The sequence below is a fragment of the Streptomyces sp. NPDC002884 genome (genome assembly GCF_040295245.1).
Lineage (GTDB): Bacteria > Actinomycetota > Actinomycetes > Streptomycetales > Streptomycetaceae > Streptomyces.
In genome coordinates this window covers 99,150-115,945 of record NZ_JBEOVB010000021.1, presented here as the reverse complement: position 1 = coordinate 115,945, position 16,796 = coordinate 99,150, and the positions used below count along the sequence as shown (strand labels likewise).

At 70.8% G+C, this 16,796-nt stretch carries 15 protein-coding genes; 9 read left to right on the top strand and 6 right to left on the bottom strand.

All coding sequences use genetic code 11. The annotated features are described in order from the left end of the window. Nucleotides 1-228 precede the first annotated feature (228 nt). From ABT070_RS31830 to ABT070_RS31820, 3 genes are all read left to right on the top strand, one after another. Nucleotides 229-1,458 carry an LCP family protein gene (locus ABT070_RS31830; RefSeq protein ID WP_351765666.1) on the top strand — a complete coding sequence of 410 codons (1,230 nt, stop codon included), beginning with the start codon at nt 229-231 and terminating at the stop codon, nt 1,456-1,458. A gap of 242 nt (nt 1,459-1,700) precedes the next feature. Continuing rightward, entirely contained in the window at nt 1,701-3,485 is a 1,785-nt protein-coding gene (locus ABT070_RS31825) for an LCP family protein (RefSeq protein WP_351765664.1), read from the top strand. A gap of 132 nt (nt 3,486-3,617) precedes the next feature. After that, on the top strand, nt 3,618-5,201 hold the full coding sequence (locus ABT070_RS31820; protein WP_351765707.1) for an LCP family protein: 1,584 nt from the start codon (nt 3,618-3,620) through the stop codon (nt 5,199-5,201). Nucleotides 5,202-5,266: 65 nt separating this feature from the next. Here the strand turns inward: ABT070_RS31820 and ABT070_RS31815 are convergent, their stop codons facing one another. Then, entirely contained in the window at nt 5,267-6,310 is a 1,044-nt protein-coding gene (locus ABT070_RS31815) for a glycosyltransferase family 2 protein (RefSeq protein ID WP_351765662.1), read from the bottom strand. Nucleotides 6,311-6,441: 131 nt separating this feature from the next. Here ABT070_RS31815 and ABT070_RS31810 point away from each other — a divergent pair, with 131 nt between their 5' ends. Both ABT070_RS31810 and ABT070_RS31805 read left to right on the top strand, forming a co-directional pair. After that, nucleotides 6,442-7,905, top strand: coding sequence for an LCP family protein (locus tag ABT070_RS31810; protein ID WP_451101913.1), 1,464 nt, complete (start codon nt 6,442-6,444; stop codon nt 7,903-7,905). A gap of 132 nt (nt 7,906-8,037) precedes the next feature. Further along, nucleotides 8,038-8,400, top strand: a complete 363-nt coding sequence (locus tag ABT070_RS31805) for a four-helix bundle copper-binding protein (protein WP_351765658.1) — start codon at nt 8,038-8,040, stop codon at nt 8,398-8,400. A 75-nt stretch (nt 8,401-8,475) separates the two neighbouring features. On the opposite strand, the gene ABT070_RS31800 is transcribed toward ABT070_RS31805, so the two are convergent. Continuing rightward, nucleotides 8,476-9,756 (bottom strand): LCP family protein, encoded by a 1,281-nt coding sequence (locus ABT070_RS31800; RefSeq protein ID WP_351765656.1) that lies wholly within the window; start codon nt 9,754-9,756, stop codon nt 8,476-8,478. Between the two features lie 120 nt (nt 9,757-9,876). Here ABT070_RS31800 and ABT070_RS31795 point away from each other — a divergent pair, with 120 nt between their 5' ends. After that, complete coding sequence (locus ABT070_RS31795; protein ID WP_351765654.1) at nt 9,877-10,437, top strand: acyl-CoA thioesterase; 561 nt, start codon at nt 9,877-9,879, stop codon at nt 10,435-10,437. A 163-nt stretch (nt 10,438-10,600) separates the two neighbouring features. Here the strand turns inward: ABT070_RS31795 and ABT070_RS31790 are convergent, their stop codons facing one another. Continuing rightward, entirely contained in the window at nt 10,601-11,758 is a 1,158-nt protein-coding gene (locus ABT070_RS31790; protein ID WP_351765652.1) for an acyl-CoA dehydrogenase family protein, read from the bottom strand. Between the two features lie 198 nt (nt 11,759-11,956). On the opposite strand from ABT070_RS31790, the gene ABT070_RS31785 reads away from it, so the two are divergent. Further along, nucleotides 11,957-13,300: a UDP-glucose dehydrogenase family protein gene (locus ABT070_RS31785; RefSeq protein WP_351765650.1), complete on the top strand. Its 1,344-nt coding sequence runs from the start codon at nt 11,957-11,959 to the stop codon at nt 13,298-13,300. 175 nt (nt 13,301-13,475) lie between these two features. On the opposite strand, the gene ABT070_RS31780 is transcribed toward ABT070_RS31785, so the two are convergent. Then, nucleotides 13,476-14,021 (bottom strand): CGNR zinc finger domain-containing protein, encoded by a 546-nt coding sequence (locus ABT070_RS31780; RefSeq protein WP_351765648.1) that lies wholly within the window; start codon nt 14,019-14,021, stop codon nt 13,476-13,478. A gap of 93 nt (nt 14,022-14,114) precedes the next feature. On the opposite strand from ABT070_RS31780, the gene ABT070_RS31775 reads away from it, so the two are divergent. Next, a complete protein-coding gene (locus ABT070_RS31775; protein WP_351765646.1) occupies nt 14,115-14,474 on the top strand; it encodes a VOC family protein in 360 nt (119 codons plus the stop codon). A gap of 154 nt (nt 14,475-14,628) precedes the next feature. After that, nucleotides 14,629-15,027: a VOC family protein gene (locus ABT070_RS31770; RefSeq protein WP_351765644.1), complete on the top strand. Its 399-nt coding sequence runs from the start codon at nt 14,629-14,631 to the stop codon at nt 15,025-15,027. Nucleotides 15,028-15,103: 76 nt separating this feature from the next. Here ABT070_RS31770 and ABT070_RS31765 read toward each other — a convergent pair whose 3' ends face one another. Both ABT070_RS31765 and ABT070_RS31760 read right to left on the bottom strand, forming a co-directional pair. Next, nucleotides 15,104-16,279: a dipeptidase gene (locus tag ABT070_RS31765; RefSeq protein WP_351765642.1), complete on the bottom strand. Its 1,176-nt coding sequence runs from the start codon at nt 16,277-16,279 to the stop codon at nt 15,104-15,106. 96 nt (nt 16,280-16,375) lie between these two features. Then, nucleotides 16,376-16,735 (bottom strand): MerR family transcriptional regulator, encoded by a 360-nt coding sequence (locus ABT070_RS31760; protein WP_351765640.1) that lies wholly within the window; start codon nt 16,733-16,735, stop codon nt 16,376-16,378. Between the last annotated feature and the right edge of the window lie 61 nt (nt 16,736-16,796).

Below are 16,796 nucleotides of genomic sequence, written 5' to 3'. Positions count from 1 at the left end.
CGGAAGCGCCGGACCGACCTGGCTCACGCGCCCCCGCCCCCGCCCCCGTCCCTCTCTCCGAAGCACCGGGCGGGCTGGGTTCGCGGTCCCCGGCACCCCCGGTGCCCCCTCACCCGTTCGGCCCACCCCCGTCCTCCCTCTCGGCCCGCTTCGCGGCATCGTCGTAGGGACAGCTCTACACGCTCGTACGGCCGAAGCGGGTCCGGAGGCGGGAGGGGTGGATCGGACGTGAGGGAAGCGGCGGGTTCCGGTGGGCCCCTCGGGCCGGGGGTGGGGGCGTCCGCCGACGGGCGGGGGCTCATACGGCGGCGCCGGCGGCGGTGGGTGCGCTGCGGGGCGGGGGTGGTGGGGGTGGTCGCCCTGGGGATCGGGGTCGCGGGGTGGGTCGTCTACGCGAAGCTGGACGGGAACATCACGCCCGACGAGGCCGCCGCGGCGGAGCTCGCCCGGTACGCGAGGGAGCGGCCGACCTCGTTGGTGAAGGACGCGCAGAACATCCTGCTCATAGGGTCCGATTCGCGGTCGGGGAACGAGAACCGGAAGTACGGGCGGGACTCCGGGACCGAGCGGTCGGACACGACGATCCTGCTGCATCTGGCGGCCGGGCGGCGCAGCGCCACCGCCGTCTCGCTCCCGCGCGATCTGATGGTGGACGTGCCGGGCTGCCTGCGGCCGGACGGAAAGCGGACCGAGCCGATGTTCGCGATGTTCAACTACGCCTTCCAGACCGGGGGTTCGGCCTGCACGATCCGGACGGTGGAGAAGCTGACGGGCGTGCGCGTCGATCATCACGTGGTCGTGGACTTCAGTGGGTTCAAGGACATGGTCGACGCCGTGGACGGGGTCGAGGTGTGTCTGAAGAAGCCGATCGACGACAAGGCCGCCAAACTGCGGCTGCCCGCCGGGAAGGTCACGCTCGACGGGGAGCAGGCGCTCGGGTACGTGCGGGCCCGCAAGTCCCTCGGGAACGGCAGTGACACCGACCGGATGGACCGGCAGCAGCGGTTCCTCGGGGCGCTCGTCAACAAGGTGCAGAGCAATGACGTCCTGCTGAACCCGGTGAAGCTGTATCCGCTGCTGGACGCGGCCACGTCCTCGCTCACCACCGACCCGGATCTGGCGAGTCTGCGCGGACTGTACGAACTCGTGCGCGGCCTACGGGACATTCCCACCGAACATGTGCAATTCATGACCGTTCCACGGGAGTCGTACGTCTACAACGCCAATCGCGACCAACTTGTGGAGCCGGAGGCGGAGAAACTCTTCGAACGGCTGCGGACGGACACGCCGGTGGTGGTTTCTCAGGAAATTCCCACGAACTCCGCGCCTGCGGAGTCGGGTGACTACGGTCCGTTCGGATCGCGGGCGACGGGACCTGCGGCTTCCGGGGCGGTTTCACCCGCTCCGCCCGCCCCCACGTTCCGCGGGAACACCGCCGCCGAGGACGGCTGCGGGTAAAGCGCTTGCCAAGCCGACCCCTTACCGCGAACACAAGTTCAAAGAAATAGGTCGGATTGCCCGCTTGTAGGGGCGTGGAATTTGTCACGGCCGTCGCTCGCCGCCGAACCGGGCGGATAGTGTGAGCGATCCGGTGCCCCCGGCCACGAGGTCATTCCTGGGGTCGCGCACCGAGTGACCGAGACCCGAGCGCCTTGAGGGGGAAAGGCGCCGCGTGGCCCCGACGGAGGATTCAGACAACCGTGGACGCGCAAGGCCGTGGGCGGGCGGACAACATCGACCCCGCAGACCAGTGGGTGCTCAATCCGAACACCGGCGAATACGAACTGCGACTGACTCCTTCCGCACCGCAATCGGCGGTGCCCGGGCCTCGTAGATCCGACTCCGGCCGGACCGGCGGAGACGGAGGAGACGCGGAGCGCGGCCGTAAGGCGGCGCAGGGCCAGAGGTCGCCGTCGTCTTCGTCCGAGGAGGCGCCGGACCCGGAGGTGCCTTCGCCGCGCCGTCGCCGGGGCACACCGCCGGAGGAACCGGCGGCGAACCGGCGTGGCCGCCGGCCGGTGAAGAAGAAGTCGAAGGCGAAGAAGGTCCTGCTGTGGACCGGCGGGATCATGGCCTTCGTCCTGGTGGGTACGGCCGGTGCGGCGTATCTCTATCTGGAGCACCTCAACGACAACATCACGTCCGTCTCCGACGACGGCGCGAGCACCGGTGGCTTCAGCAAGGACAAGGCGATCAACCTGCTGGTGATCGGCACCGACAAGCGCACCGGTTCGGGCAACGAGGGGTACGGCGACTCCGGCAGCGTGGGCCACGCGGACACCACGATCCTGCTGCACGTCTCCAAGGACCGGACGAACGCGACCGCGCTCAGCATCCCGCGCGACCTGATCGTGGACGTCCCGGACTGCGAGACCAAGCAGGAGGACGGCTCCACCAAGGTCATCAAGGGCACGGACAACGTCCGCTTCAACACCAGCCTCGGCCAGGACAACCGCACGCCGAGCTGCACCGTGCGCACGGTCACCGAGCTGACCGGGATCCAGGCCGACAACTTCATGGTGGCCGACTTCAACGCGGTCAAGACGCTGACCACGGCGGTCGGCGGCGTCGAGGTATGCCTGGCGAAGGACATCGACGACGAGGACTCGCATCTGAAGCTGTCGAAGGGCACCCACACCATCGAGGGCGAGCAGGCGCTGGCCTTCGTGCGCACCCGGCACTCCGTCGGCTTCGGCGGCGACCTGAGCCGGATCGAGCTCCAGCAGCAGTTCCTCAGCGCGCTGATGCGCAAGCTGAAGTCGAACGACACGCTCAGCAGCCCGACCAAGATGATCAAGCTGGCGGAGGCGGGCACGAAGGCGCTGACCGTCGACTCCCAGCTGGACACCATCGACAAGCTGAAGGACCTGGGTCTGGAGCTGGGCAAGCTCAATGTGAAGAACCTGACCTTCACCACCGTGCCGGTGGTCGACAACCCGGCCGAGAAGGTCGCGGCCACGGTCGTCGTGAACACCTCGACGGCGCCCACCGTCTTCCAGATGATCAAGGACGACGTCTCCTTCACCGAGGTGAAGGAGCAGGCGGCGGCGTCGAAGAACGCGGCCGCCGCGGCCGCGGCGGCCCGCCTCAAGGGCACCCAGTCCGCCGCCTCCGCGGTGCGGGTACAGGTCATGAACGGCGGCGCTCCGGCCGGCAGCGCACAGGAAACTCTTAACTGGCTGCAGAATGATGAGGGCGTGACGAAGTCCGAGAACGCGGGCAACGCGCCCGCGGAACTGAGCAAGACGACGCTCGAGTACGCGCCCGACCAGGCCGACCAGGCACGCAAGCTCGCCGCCGTCATGGGGCTGCCCGGTACCGCTCTGAAGCCGGGCAAGAGTGTCGAGAACTCCCAGGGTCTGCCGACGATGACGCTGACGCTGGGCAAGGACTTCAAGGGCGCGGGCGTCTCGCTCACAGCTCCGACCACGGTGCCGGACACGGTCCAGAAGTCCACGGCGGACAAGGTCGAGTGCGCCAAGTAGGTAACCCTTCGGGCCCGTTGTGCGTCTGACTTGACGCGGGACGGGCCCGTGTCAGGCGCACGGCGGGGAGGGGCAGGGGAATTGGCGGGGAGCAGTGGGGTGCGGAGGGAGGTTCCCGCGGTCGAGGACACGGTGTCCCCGGCGGCGCGGGAACAACAGGACGAGACCGCTTCCGGGGGGGACGGCGGAGCCGGCGGCGGCCGCGGCGCGAGCCGGAACACGGATCGCAGACGCCGACGTCGACGCGCGTTGCGCTGGTCGGCGACGGTGCTCGCGGTGGTCATACTCGGCGGCGCGGGGGCCGGATACCTCTACTACGAACACCTCAACGCGAACATCAAGAGCGACGACCTGAACATCGGCGACGAGAAGGACCGGGCGGCCGTCACGGAGGCCAACTCGGCCGGGCAGACGGCGCTGAACATCCTGCTGATCGGCTCGGACGCCCGTGACACCGCGGAGAACCAGAAGCTCGGCGGCGCCAAGGACACCTTCGACGGGCCCCCGCTCGCGGACGTCCAGATGCTGCTGCACATATCGGCGGACCGCAGCAACATGTCGGTGGTGAGCATGCCGCGCGACACGCTGCTGGACATCCCCAAGTGCACGGACCCCGACGACGGGACCACGTACGGGGCGCTGACCGACGAGATGACGAACGTGTCCCTCGGTCGCGGCGGCCCGGGCTGCACGGTGGCCACCTGGGAGAAGCTCACCGACATCCACATCGACCACTTCATGATGATCGACTTCTCCGGTGTGGTGTCGATGGCGGACGCGATCGGCGGCGTCCCGGTCTGTGTGGACGCCAATGTCTACTCGCACACCAGCACCGGCAAGGGCTCGGGCCTGAAGCTGGAGGAGGGCACGCACGCCGTCAAGGGCAAGCAGGCCCTCCAGTGGCTGCGTACGCGTTACGGCTTCGAGGACGACACCGACCTGGCCCGCGCCAAGGCGCAGCACATGTACATGAACTCGATGGTCCGCGAGCTGCGCGCCAGCGCCAAGCTGACCAACCCGAACAAGCTGCGCAAGCTCGCCGAGGCGGCCACGAAGGCGATCACCGTCGACGACGGCCTCGACACCATCACGAAGATGTACGACCTGGCGGGCGAGCTCAAGAAGGTGCCCACCGAGCGCATCACGATGACGACGATGCCGAACCGCTACCAGGGCAGCCGGGTGGTGCCCACGGACGACGCCGAGCAGCTGTTCCGTCTGGTGCGCGACGACATCGCCCTGGACGGCAAGGACGCGAAGAAGGCCACCGCGAGCCCGTCGCCGACGGTCACGGACCCGGCCGCGGCGGCCGGCGAGATCGCGGTACAGGTGCACAACGGGACGTCCACGAGCACGCTGGCGGCGGTCCGCGGGCGGGCGACGGCGGTGAAGGACCTGCTGACGGGCAAGGGCTTCACCGAGGCCGTCGCGGACACCTCGGGGGCCTCGGCCGTGGCGGCCACGGTGGTCCGCTACCCGAGCGCCGACCTGGAGGGCGACGCCGAGGCGGTCGCCAAGGCCCTCGGCATCCCGACGGGTCAGGTGAAGAAGTCCACCGAGGTCTCCGGGGTCACGGTCGTCGTGGGCGCGGACTGGCGGTCGGGGACGGCGTACAAGGCGCCGGTGAAGGACGACACGACGCCCGACACGGCCGAGGCGATCAACGCGTCCGACACCAGCCAGTGCATGCACGTGGACCCGAACTACACCTGGTAGCCCGGGTCCCACGGTGCCGCGAGGGCGCGCTCCGGAGTCGCTCCGTGAGCGCGCCCTCGCCCTGCTCAGTGCGCGTCGGTGAGGACGGCGGGACGCCTCGACGCGATGACCTTCCTGGCCAGCGCCTTCGGACTGGTCAGGAAGCCGAAACCCCACGACATGTGCATGGTGGCGAGGGCCACGGGGATCCGGAGCCGTGCCTTGAGCGGCAGCCCCTTGCCGGCCGGCAGTGACCCGGCGGCGATGGCCGCGAGGTAGCCGCCCGGGATCAGGAAACCCCACGGGGTGAGCGCGGCGCCCACGACGATCCCGGCGGCTATCGCGCACACCGCGGTGGGCGGGGCGAGGTAGCGCAGGTTGATGGAGCCCTCGTGGTAGCGGGCGACGACGTGCCGCCAACGGCCGTAGTCCTTGTACTGCTTGGCGAGCGCCTTGACGCTGGGCCGCGGCCGGTACGACACCTTGAGTTCGGGCGAGAACCAGATGAGCCCGCCGGCCTCCCTGATCCGGAAGTTCAGCTCCCAGTCCTGGGCGCGGATGAACTCCTCGTTGTAGCCGCCCTGTTGCTCCAGCGCCTCCCGCCGGAAGACGCCGAGGTACACGGTCTCCGCGGGGCCTGCCTGCCCTCCCGTGTGGAAGGCGGCGTTGCCGACCCCGATCTTCGAGGTCATGGCCGCGGCCACCGCGTGCTCCCAGTCGTTCTCGCCCTCGGCGTGCATGATGCCGCCGACGTTCTGCGCGCCGGTCTCCTCCAGGAGGCGTACGGCGGTGGCGATGTAGTCCGGGGAGAGCATGCCGTGCCCGTCGACGCGAACGACGATCGGATGGCGGGAGGCCTTGATCGCGGCGTTGAGCGCGGCGGGCGTACGACCGGTGGGATTGGGGACCGTCTGTACGCGCTTGTTCCGGGAGGCCGTCTCGGCGACGAGCTCGGCCGCGATCTCTTCCGTACGGTCCGTGGAAGGACCGATGGCGATCACGACCTCCATCTCGCCGTCGTACTCCTGCGCGAGGATCGCTTGGACGGCTCCGCGCAGATGCCGCTCCTCGTCGAGGACGGGCATGATGACGGACACTGCGGGGAGCTGCACGTCGGGCTTGGCGTTCATAGGGGGCTCACGTTACCGCGAACGGGGGACACGGCCCGCCCCGCCGGGTGCGCTGCACCGGTCGGCAGATCGTATGGGCCTACCGTTCCAACGGCCACCACCGCCCACGGCCGCCGCCCGGAGGTGCCCGTATGCCCCCCACACCGTCCCGGTCCCCGCGTCGCCCCCGCCCCTCACGCCGTACGCCGCGCCGTCCCGTCCGGCGCGGGCGACCCCGCTGGGCCATGCGGGCGACGACCACGCTCTCGGTGGTGCTGCTCGCCGCCGCCGGGATCGGTCACTCGGTGGTCGCCGGCCTCGACGCGGACATCACCCGCGTCGACCCCTTCAAGGACATGAAGAACCGGCCGCGGGCCGGCCACGGCATGAACGTCCTGCTGGTCGGCACCGACGGCCGCGACGACATCACGGAGACCGAGCGCCGCCGCTACCGCCTGGGCGGGACCCCCTGCCACTGCACCGACACGATCATGATCGTGCACATCTCGGACGACCGGGAGCGGGCCAGCGTCGTCAGCCTCCCGCGCGACTCCTACGCCGAGACCCCGCCGCACACCGACCAGGTCACCGGCAAGGAGCACAGCGGCCACCCGATCAGGATCAACTCGGCGTACGCGGAGGGCGGGCCGCAGCTCACCGTCCGCACGGTCGAGAACATGACCCACGTGAAGATCGACCACTACCTGGAGGTCGACTTCACCAGCTTCATGAAGACGGTGGACGTCCTGGACGGCGTGCGGATCTGCACGGCGGAGCCCCTGAAGGACACGTACACGGGTCTGGACCTGGCGCCGGGCTCCCACACGCTCAAGGGCGGCCAGGCCCTCCAGTACGTCCGCTCCCGGCACACGGACGCCTCCTCCGACCTGGGCAGGATGAAGCGCCAGCAGCGCTTCCTGGCGGCCCTGGTGGACCGGGCCACCTCCTCCGGGGTGCTGCTGAACCCGCTGAAGTTCCGGGACGTGACGCGGGCGGTGCTCGGCTCGGTACGGGCCGACCGGGGCTTCGGCACGGACGAGCTCCTCGACCTCGGCCGGGCGATGCGCACCTTCTCCCCTTCCTCCTCCGAGTTCACGACCGTGCCCATCGGCCGGATGAACTACGTCGTGAAGGGCCTCGGATCGACGCTGAAGTGGGACCCGGTGAAGGCGCAGCGCCTCTTCCGGGCCCTGCGCGACGACGAGCCCCTCGCCTCCGCGGGAGCCAGGCCGCACGGCGGCCGGGCCGTGCGCGTGGACGTGGCCCCGCAGCGGATCCGCGTCCAGGTCGAGAACGGCACCCGCACCGCGGGGCTCGGCAGGCGGGTGGACGCGGCACTGGCGGCCACGGGCTTCCGTACGACCCGGCAGCCGGTCAGCGCGGCCGCCCCCTCGACCCGGCGCACGGTCGTGGCCTACGACCCCCGCTGGGACCGTTCCGCGAAGTCCCTCGCGACGGCCCTGCCGGGCAGTGAACTACGGGCCGTGAAGGGCCTCGGGCCGACGCTGAAGGTCATCGCGGGGACGGACTTCCACCAGGTCCGCAGAGTGCGGGCGGCCCAGGTGGAGCAGGGGGAGTTCGGTGTGGTGCGGGGGGACGAGGTGGGCTGCTCCTAAGCGGATGTGCGTTTCTGGTGCGAAACGTACGGAACGGAGCCGTCCGCCCGATGGCGCGGGGCACGTGGGAGGCGTACGACGGAAGGGCACGCACGGGGCCCGCCCGGACCCCCTCACCCTCCAGGAGGAGCCATGACCCAGCCCGGAACGATGACCGCCATGAGCAAGGAGATGCAGGACTGCGTCGAGGCGTGCATGGCCTGCCACAGCATGTGCGAGGAGACCATGAGCTCCTGCATGCAGATGGGCGGCCAGGCCCAGATGCAGATCATGCGCGCGCTCATGGACTGCTCCGAGACGACCCGCATGTGCGCCGACATGATGATGCGGCGCTCGCCCATGTCGGCCGAGATGTGCGCGATGTGCGCCAAGGCCTGCGACATGTGCGCCGAGGCGTGTATGGCCATGCCGGACGATCCGCAGATGATGCGCTGCGCAGAGTCCTGTCGCCGCTGCGCGCAGATGTGCCGCACGATGGCGGGCGCCACCATGTGACCGCCGCCCGAACGCGCTCAGGGGCACCCTGTGCGGGTGCCCCTGACCGACAGGGCCGTGCGGTCGGCCCACTGCTCAGTTGCCCGAGACGGTGACCTTCTCGTCGTTCTTCAGCTGGCTGACCAGCGTCTTCACCTTCGCCTTGTCCCAGACGAGGTTGCCGCCCGTGGATCCGGAGATCGGCATGTTCATCGACTTGCCGTCGCCGCTGTTGACGCCCTTCATCGCGAAGAACATCGACCCCAGGTCGTACAGGCCCATGTCCTTGTCGACGATCAGGGTGTCCAGGCCCGCGCTCATGGTCGGGTAGAGCTTGAAGGGGTTGAGGACCGTGCCCGGCGTGGCCACCTGGTTGGCCAGGGCCGCGAGGAACTTCTGCTGGTTCTTCGTACGGTCCAGGTCGGAGCCCGCGAGCGCGTACCGGGTGCGGACGAACGCGAGGGCCTCCTCGCCGTTCAGGGTCTGCTTGCCCTTCTTGAAGTCGGCGCCCGACTTGGTGTCCTTGATGTCCTGCGGGATGTCTATCTCGACACCGCCGACCGAGTCCACGATGTTCGCGAAGCCGGCGAAGCCGATCTCCACGTAGTGGTCGATGCGCAGGCCGGTGTTGAACTCGACCGTGCGGACCAGCAGCTCGGGCCCGTCCTCGGCGTAGGCGGCGTTCAGCTTGGTGTGCCGGCCGGTGCCCTTGTAGGTCTTGCCGGACTCGGAGCCCACGAAGGAGGGGATCTCCACGTCGGAGTCGCGCGGGAGCGAGACCAGCGTGTCGCCGTTGGAGCCGGTGTGCAGGATCATCATCGAGTCCGTGCGCTTGCCCTCGGCGGAACCGGTGTGCAGTTCCTTCTTCTCCTCGGCGGACATGCCCTCACGGCTGTCGGAGCCGACGATCAGGTAGTTCGTGCCCTCGCCCGCCTCGGGCCGGTCGATGACCTTGGACAGGTCCACCTCGCGGTTCAGCTTGCCGTCGGCCCAGAAGTACGTGCCCACCGACGTCACGACCAGCACGGTCAGGACGCTGATCGCCGTCCACTTGATGCGGCGGCGCCAGTTCGGCGCGGGACGCTGAGCGCGGGTGTCATAGCCCCCCGGGCCACCGGAGTCGTCACCGCCCCCGTAGACCTGGCCCGAGCTGTAGCCGCTGTCGTAGCCGGTGTTCTGGGCGTTCGTGTAGTCGCCGTGTCCCTGTCCGTTGACGTACGACGGCTGCGGCGGGACGCCGGCGCCCTGCGGCGGCGCGGCCGGGCCGCGGCGGACCTGCCGCATGACACGCGGGCTCTCGGGCCGCGCGTTCGCGCTGCCGCCGCCGTACCGGTTGCCGCGGTCGCTGTCGGACCGTCCCTCGGGCCAATCGTTCATGCGCACCAGTGTGCAGGGCAGTGCTGTGTGCCTTACAAGGGCCGTCGGAGAATCAGGGCCCCGCTGTTGCCAAGCTGACACAAAGTCCCGGGTTGTCCCCGTCGGCATAAGGTGGAGGACATGACAGACCAGGTCACCGCGGCGGACTCGGGCAGCACCCCGGACATCCCGGGCAAGCCCGCATCCGCGTCCCGCACCACCCTCAGCCACATCATGACCCACAACGACACCAACCTGCTCGGCACGGTGCACGGCGGTGTGATCATGAAACTCGTGGACGACGCGGCGGGCGCGGTGGCCGGGCGGCACTCCGGCGGGCCGGCCGTCACCGCGTCCATGGACGAGATGGCGTTCCTGGAGCCGGTCCGCGTCGGTGACCTCGTCCATGTGAAGGCCCAGGTCAACTGGACCGGCCGGACGTCGATGGAGGTCGGGGTCCGGGTCCTGGCCGAACGCTGGAACGAGTCCGCGCCGGCCACCCAGGTCGGCTCGGCCTATCTGGTCTTCGCCGCCGTCGACGCGGACGGCAAGCCGCGCGCGGTCCCCCCGGTGCTCCCGGAGACGGAACGCGACAAGAGGCGGTACCAGGAGGCCCAGATCCGCCGCACCCACCGGCTGGCCCGGCGCCGGGCGATCAGGGAACTGCGCGAGCGCCGCATCGCGGAGGGCCTCGACGACTGAACGGGCCCGACCGAGCGGGCGCCGCACCCGGACACCCCGGCGTGATCGGCTGCCGCCGGCCGCGTCGCCGCGGCGGACAGCAGTGAGCGAACAGCAGTGAGCGGACAGCAGTGAAGGGTGCCCGTTCGCCCGGGCACCCTTCGACCGTCGGTTCAGCGGCCGCTCACGGCAGGTTCCTCGCCATCACGATGCGCTGGACCTGGTTGGTGCCCTCGTAGATCTGTGTGATCTTCGCGTCGCGCATCATCCGCTCCACCGGGTAGTCCCGGGTGTAGCCGTAGCCGCCGAGGAGCTGGACCGCGTCCGTGGTGACCTCCATCGCCACGTCCGAGGCGAAGCACTTCGCGGCCGCGCCCTGGAAGGTCAGGTCGGCGTCCAGGCGCTCGGACTTGGCCGCCGCCGCGTACGTCAGCTGACGGGCCGCCTCGATCTTCATCGCCATGTCGGCGAGCATGAACTGGATGCCCTGGAAGTCGGCGATCGCCTTGCCGAACTGCTTGCGCTCCTGGACATAGCCCTTGGCGTAGTCGAAGGCGCCCTGGGCGACGCCCAGCGCCTGCGCGGCAATCGTGATGCGGGTGTGGTCCAGGGTCTTCATCGCGGTCAGGAAGCCCGTGCCCTCCTCGCCGATCATGCGGTCGGCCGGGATCCGGACGTTGTCGAAGTAGACCTCGCGGGTCGGGGAGCCCTTGATGCCCAGCTTCTTCTCCGGGGCGCCGAAGGAGACACCCGGGTCGGACTTCTCCACGACGAACGCCGAGATGCCCTTCGAGCGCTTCGTCGGGTCCGTCACGGCCATCACCGTGTAGTACTCGGAGACCCCCGCGTTGGTGATCCAGCGCTTCACGCCGTTCAGGATCCAGTGGTCGCCGTCCCGGACCGCCTTGGTCTTCATGCCGGCCGCGTCCGAACCCGCGTCCGGCTCGGAGAGCGCGTACGAGAACATCGCGTCGCCCTTGGCGAGCGGCGTCAGGTACCTCTTCTTCAGGTCCTCGGAGCCCGACAGGATCACCGGCAGCGAGCCCAGCTTGTTCACCGCCGGGATCAGCGAGGACGACACACAGACCCGCGCGACCTCCTCGATCACGATCACCGTGGCGAGGGCGTCCGCACCCGTGCCGCCGTACGACTCGGGAACGTGCACCGCGTGCAGGTCGCTCGCCACCAGCGCGTCCAGCGCCTCCTGCGGGAAGCGGGCGTCCTCGTCCACCGCGGCGGCGTACGGCGCGATCTTCGCCTCGGACAGCGAACGGATGGCGTCGCGGAGCATGTCGTGCTCCTCGGACGGGCGGTACAGGTCGAAGTCAGCCGATCCGGCCAAGGTGTCTCACGCTCCAAAACGCTACGGTCACCGACGCTAATTACCGTTAAGTAACTCAAATTTTAGGGGCCCACCCAGCCGAGTGATACGTGAGTTTGGCGACAGCGGGCCTTCTTCTGACAACTGCCCGGTGAGGGGAGCCGACACGCCCCGACTATGCTCGGGCGCGCAGCGACGACACCCCCACCTGGAGCATCCATGGCCCTCAAGATCACCGTGATCGGCACCGGCTATCTCGGCGCCACGCACGCCGCGGCCATGGCCGAGCTGGGTTTCGAGGTGCTCGCGCTCGATGTCGTGCGCGAAAAGATCGAGATGCTGGAACGCGGCGAGACCCCCATGTACGAGCCGGGGCTCGAGGAACTGCTGCGCCGGCACGTCCCCGGGTTCGAGGGGTCCAGCGGGCGGCTGCGCTTCACCCAGGACTGGGCCGAGGTGGGAGCCTTCGGCGACGTCCACTTCGTGTGCGTGAACACCCCGCAGAAGCACGGTGAGTACGCGTGCGACATGTCGTACGTCGAGTCCGCCATCGGCTCCCTCGCGCCGCATCTGACGCGGCCCGCGCTCGTCGTCGGCAAGTCCACCGTGCCGGTGGGCTCCGCGGACCGGCTGGCCCGGACGATCGCCGGGCTGGCGCCCGCCGGCGCGGACGCCGAGCTCGCCTGGAACCCCGAGTTCCTGCGGGAGGGGTTCGCGGTCCAGGACACCCTGCACCCGGACCGCATCGTCGTCGGGGTACGCAGCGAGCGGGCCGAGGCGGTGCTGCGGCAGGTGTACGCCACGCCGATCGGCGAGGGCTCTCCGTTCGTCGTCACCGACTTCCCCACCGCCGAGCTGGTGAAGACCTCCGCGAACTCCTTCCTGGCCACCAAGATCTCCTTCATCAACGCCATGGCGGAGGTGTGCGAGGCCGCCGACGGCGATGTCGCCAAGCTGGCCGAGGCCATCGGGTACGACGACCGGATCGGGAAGAAGTTCCTGCGGGCGGGCATCGGGTTCGGCGGCGGCTGTCTGCCCAAGGACATCCGGGCCTTCATGGCGCGCGCCGGTGAGCTGGGGGCCGACCAGGCCCTGACCTTCCTGCGCGAGATCGACTCCATCAACATGCGGCAGCGCGGGCAGATGGTCGAGCTGGCGCGGCAGGCGCTGGGCGGCGGGTCCTTCCTGGGCAAGCGGATCGCCGTGCTCGGCGCCACCTTCAAGCCCGACTCCGACGACGTACGGGACTCGCCCGCCCTCAACGTCGCCGGGCAGATCCATCTCCAGGGCGGCCAGGTCACGGTGTACGACCCCAAGGGCATGGCCAACGCCCGCCGGGTCTTTCCGACGCTCGGGTACGCGGACTCGGCCCTGGGGGCCGTCCGGGGCGCCGACGCCGTACTGCACCTCACCGAGTGGCGGGAGTTCCGCGAGCTCGACCCGGCGCAGCTCGGGGAGGTCGCGACGACCCGGCTGATCCTCGACGGGCGCAACGCGCTCGACCCCGCCCTGTGGCGCAAGGCCGGCTGGACGTACCGGGCGATGGGCCGCCCGACCGCATAGGCGGCCCGACCGCGCGGACGCGGGAACGGACACCAGTCACACGCGGGAACGGACACAGTCACACGCGAGACGCGGGCACAGGCCTACGGAGCGACGCCGGTTCGGCCGAGGCTCAGTCGGCCGAACCGGCGTCTTGCTGCATTCTGCACCACCGGCCTGTGCCTCGGCCGGTGAACTACTTCGCCCGGTACCGGCGCATCTTCGCGCGCGCCCCGCACACCTGCATCGAGCACCAGCGCCCCCGGCCCGCCGGACTGCGGTCGTAGTACGCCCAGTGGCAGGTGGCGGCCTCGCAGGCCTTCAGCCGGGTCCAGGTGCCCGCGATCAGCGCCTCCGCCACCGCGGCGGCCGTACGGGAGAGCAGTGAGGCCGCGGGGGCGGGGCCGGACGGGGTGAGGCGGGCGGAGCCGTCGTGCTCGTCGACCGTCACCAGCAGGGGGGCCGACGCCAGCAGCTCGCCCAGCGGGGTCACCGCGCGGTGCGGCGGATGGCCCGCGTGCGCCAGCAGGGCCGCGCGCAGGGACTCGCGCAGCTCGCGGGCGCGCGCCACCTCGCCCGCGGCGCCGTCGGTGTCCCCGGCGCCGTCGGCGCTCTCCGGCAGCCCGAAGCGCGCCCGGCCCTCCGCCGTGTCCAGCGCGTCCGCGCCCGACTCGAGGTCCAGCGTGTTCACCAGGGACTCGACCAGGGCCAGGCCGCCGGGTGCGGCCGATCGGTCATTCATGCTTGCGACGTTACCGCCAATGCGGCAGCATGCAGTAACCGTTACTGGTTATCCGCCTCTAGGGGTAACCATCCCGATCACCAGGAGGAAGTCATGGCTCTCGCCAAGCTGGGTACGGTCGTTCTGGACTGTCCCGACCCGGGAGCGCTGGCCGGTTTCTACGCCGAGGTGCTGGGCGGCAGCGTCGAGGGCGAGGGGGACTGGTTCGACGTGAAGGTGCCCGGCGGCCAGTCGCTGGCCTTCCAGGCCGCCCCCGGGTTCGTACCGCCCGCGTGGCCCGCGCCCGAGAACTCGCAGCAGTTCCATCTGGACCTGACCGTCGACGACCTGGACGCGGCCGAGCGGGGCGTGCTGGCGCTGGGCGCGAAGCCGCTGGACGCGGAGGACCGCTCGCGCGGCTGGCGCGTTTACGCGGACCCGGCCGGGCACCCGTTCTGCCTGTGCGCCTGCTGAAGCCGTCCTACGGCCCCAGCCCGCGCCACCGCCGCAGCCCGCGCGACGCACCACGCACCATCGTCACAGCCCGCACCACGACCGCAGCACACACCATCGCCGCGGCCCGCACGACTGCCGAAGCCCTGTACCGCGCTCGAGCCAGGAGGATTCCATGCCGCCCGTCGCCCGCTTCCGTTCCGTCGTCCTCGACTGTCCCGACCCGCGTGCGCTCGCCGATTTCTACGCGGCGGTCCTGGGCGGTACGCCCGAGGCCGAGGACGGCGAGGACGACTGGATCGTCCTGCGCGTCCCCGGCGGTCCCCGGATCGCGTTCCAGCAGGTGGAGGGGTACACCCCGCCGGAGTGGCCGCGCGCCGACCGCAATCCTCAGCAGTTCCACCTCGATCTCGACGGCGGCGCCACCTGGGCGGAGATCGACGCGGCCCACGAGCGGGTGCTGGCGCTGGGCGCGCGGCCGCTGGACCTGGAGGACCGGGAGAAGAAGGACTTCCAGGTGTACGCCGATCCGGCGGGGCATCCGTTCTGCCTCTGCCGGACCGAGCACCCGTAGCGGCCCCGTCCGGCGGCCCTGTCGGACGACCCGGGGGCCCTCCGGCGGCCCTGCCCGGCGGACCCGTCCGGCGGTTCTACCCTGCGGCCCTGCCGTCCAGCTCCGCGATCCTCGCCGTCGACGGCTCCCTGCGCTCCTGGGCCGCCCGGGCCGTGAAGTCGGCGGTGCGCAGGGCACGCTGCACGTTGCCCCAGGTCAGCAGGGCGATGTCGGTCTCCGGCCAGCCCCGGCGGAGCAGCTCGGCGATCAGGTGCGGGTAGCCGGAGGCGTCGGCGAGGCCCTGCGGGTGGGCGGCGCCCGAGTCGTAGGTGCCGGACAGGCCGACGCAGGCCGGACCGGCGATCGCGCGGACGTGGTCGAGGTGGTCGGCGACGTCCCGGAGGCCGGGGCCGGTCTGCTCGGCGGTCAGCGGCACCAGGCACAGTCCCCTGGCCGCGCCCAGTCCGGCGAGCGTCTCGTCCGACAGGTTGGCGGGGTGGGGGCGCAGCGCGCGGGCGGCCGAGCGGGTGAACAGGACCGGTGTCCTGGAGAGGCCGAGGACGCGGCCCACGGTGCGGTCGGAGGCGCCGGAGAGGTCGGCGAGCACACCGAGCCGGTTCATCTCGCGGACGACCTCCTCGCCGAACCGGGTCAGCCCCGCCTCGCCCGCCCAGGAGGTGCCGGCGAGGGTGAGGACGCGCAGCCCGAGGGAGTGCAGCACGCGCAGGACACCCAGGGAGTCGTCGAGCGCGGCGGCCTCGGCCGGGCCCAGGACGACGGCGACGCGGCCGCAGTGGCGGGCGTCGATGATCTGCCCGGCGCTGCGGGCGAGCCGCAGCGCCTCGGGGTGGGCGGCGATCACCGACCAGACGAGGTCCACCTGTTCCAGGGTGCCCGCGATGGCCCGGCCACCGGCGGCGAGGCCGTCGGGCAGGTGCAGTGACCACAGCAGCGCGCCGACATCGCCCTGGCGCAGCCGGGGCACGTCCGTGCCGACGGCGCTGTCTCCGAGCCGGAGGTCGTACCAGGGCAGGTGGCGCAGGGCCGTGGGCAGTCCGCTGTAGCCGTCGGCGACGGGGTGCGCGGCGAGCAGGGCGCGGGCGCGCTCCAGCGGGGTGCTCTCGGGCTCCTGGGCGGCCTGAACGACTCGCAGGGCCTCGGCAGCTTCCTCGGCCGTGAGCGACGGGTGCGGGCCGGACGGGGACGGCTGCGCCGCGTCGTCGAGCTCACCGACCTCGGGAAGGGCGTGCGGCTCGTCATGGAGGTCGGCCATGGCGGTCTCCGTACGTCGATCAGCAGTACGGTCACCGTCGCACGCGGGCCGGCCGGCTTCCTGGTGGGCGGGGCGTTCGGGGTACGGACGCGCCGGTCAGGTGCCCTCGGCCACCTGGATGACCTCGTCCAGGGTGTCCCGGGACCGGACCAGATCCGCGATCGTCCGGTCGATGCGGTCGCGTTCGGCGGTGAGGTCGGCCACCAGCCGGGGGGTGGCGACGGCGGACGGGCCTCCGTCGGAGTCCCGCATGCACGGCAGCAGCTGGGCGATCTTGGTGCTGTGCAGCCCGGCCGCGAACAGTTCCTGGATGAGCACGACCCGGTCGACGGCCCGCTCCGGGTAGTCCCGGTGCCCGCCGGGGGTGCGGTCGGCGGTCAGCAGCCCCTGGGTCTCGTAGTAGCGCAGGGAGCGCTCGCTGACGTTCGTGCGCCGCGCCAGTTCACCGATCCGCATGGCCGCCCCGGTTCCGGAAGGACTTGAACCTGACATCAGTGTCAACTTCTACGGTACCGCC

Excerpts from the sequence above, each read along its gene's own strand:
- ABT070_RS31765 (WP_351765642.1), bottom strand. The coding sequence starts at position 16,279 with ATGGCCGACCTCCATGACGAGCCGCACGCCCTTCCCGAGGTCGGTGAG.
- ABT070_RS31795 (WP_351765654.1), top strand. The coding sequence starts at position 9,877 with ATGACAGACCAGGTCACCGCGGCGGACTCGGGCAGCACCCCGGACATC.
- ABT070_RS31815 (WP_351765662.1), bottom strand. The coding sequence starts at position 6,310 with ATGAACGCCAAGCCCGACGTGCAGCTCCCCGCAGTGTCCGTCATCATG.
- ABT070_RS31785 (WP_351765650.1), top strand. The coding sequence starts at position 11,957 with ATGGCCCTCAAGATCACCGTGATCGGCACCGGCTATCTCGGCGCCACG.
- ABT070_RS31800 (WP_351765656.1), bottom strand. The coding sequence starts at position 9,756 with ATGAACGATTGGCCCGAGGGACGGTCCGACAGCGACCGCGGCAACCGG.
- ABT070_RS31810 (WP_451101913.1), top strand. The coding sequence starts at position 6,442 with ATGCCCCCCACACCGTCCCGGTCCCCGCGTCGCCCCCGCCCCTCACGC.
- ABT070_RS31775 (WP_351765646.1), top strand. The coding sequence starts at position 14,115 with ATGGCTCTCGCCAAGCTGGGTACGGTCGTTCTGGACTGTCCCGACCCG.
- ABT070_RS31805 (WP_351765658.1), top strand. The coding sequence starts at position 8,038 with ATGACCCAGCCCGGAACGATGACCGCCATGAGCAAGGAGATGCAGGAC.
- ABT070_RS31780 (WP_351765648.1), bottom strand. The coding sequence starts at position 14,021 with ATGAATGACCGATCGGCCGCACCCGGCGGCCTGGCCCTGGTCGAGTCC.
- ABT070_RS31770 (WP_351765644.1), top strand. The coding sequence starts at position 14,629 with ATGCCGCCCGTCGCCCGCTTCCGTTCCGTCGTCCTCGACTGTCCCGAC.
- ABT070_RS31760 (WP_351765640.1), bottom strand. The coding sequence starts at position 16,735 with ATGCGGATCGGTGAACTGGCGCGGCGCACGAACGTCAGCGAGCGCTCC.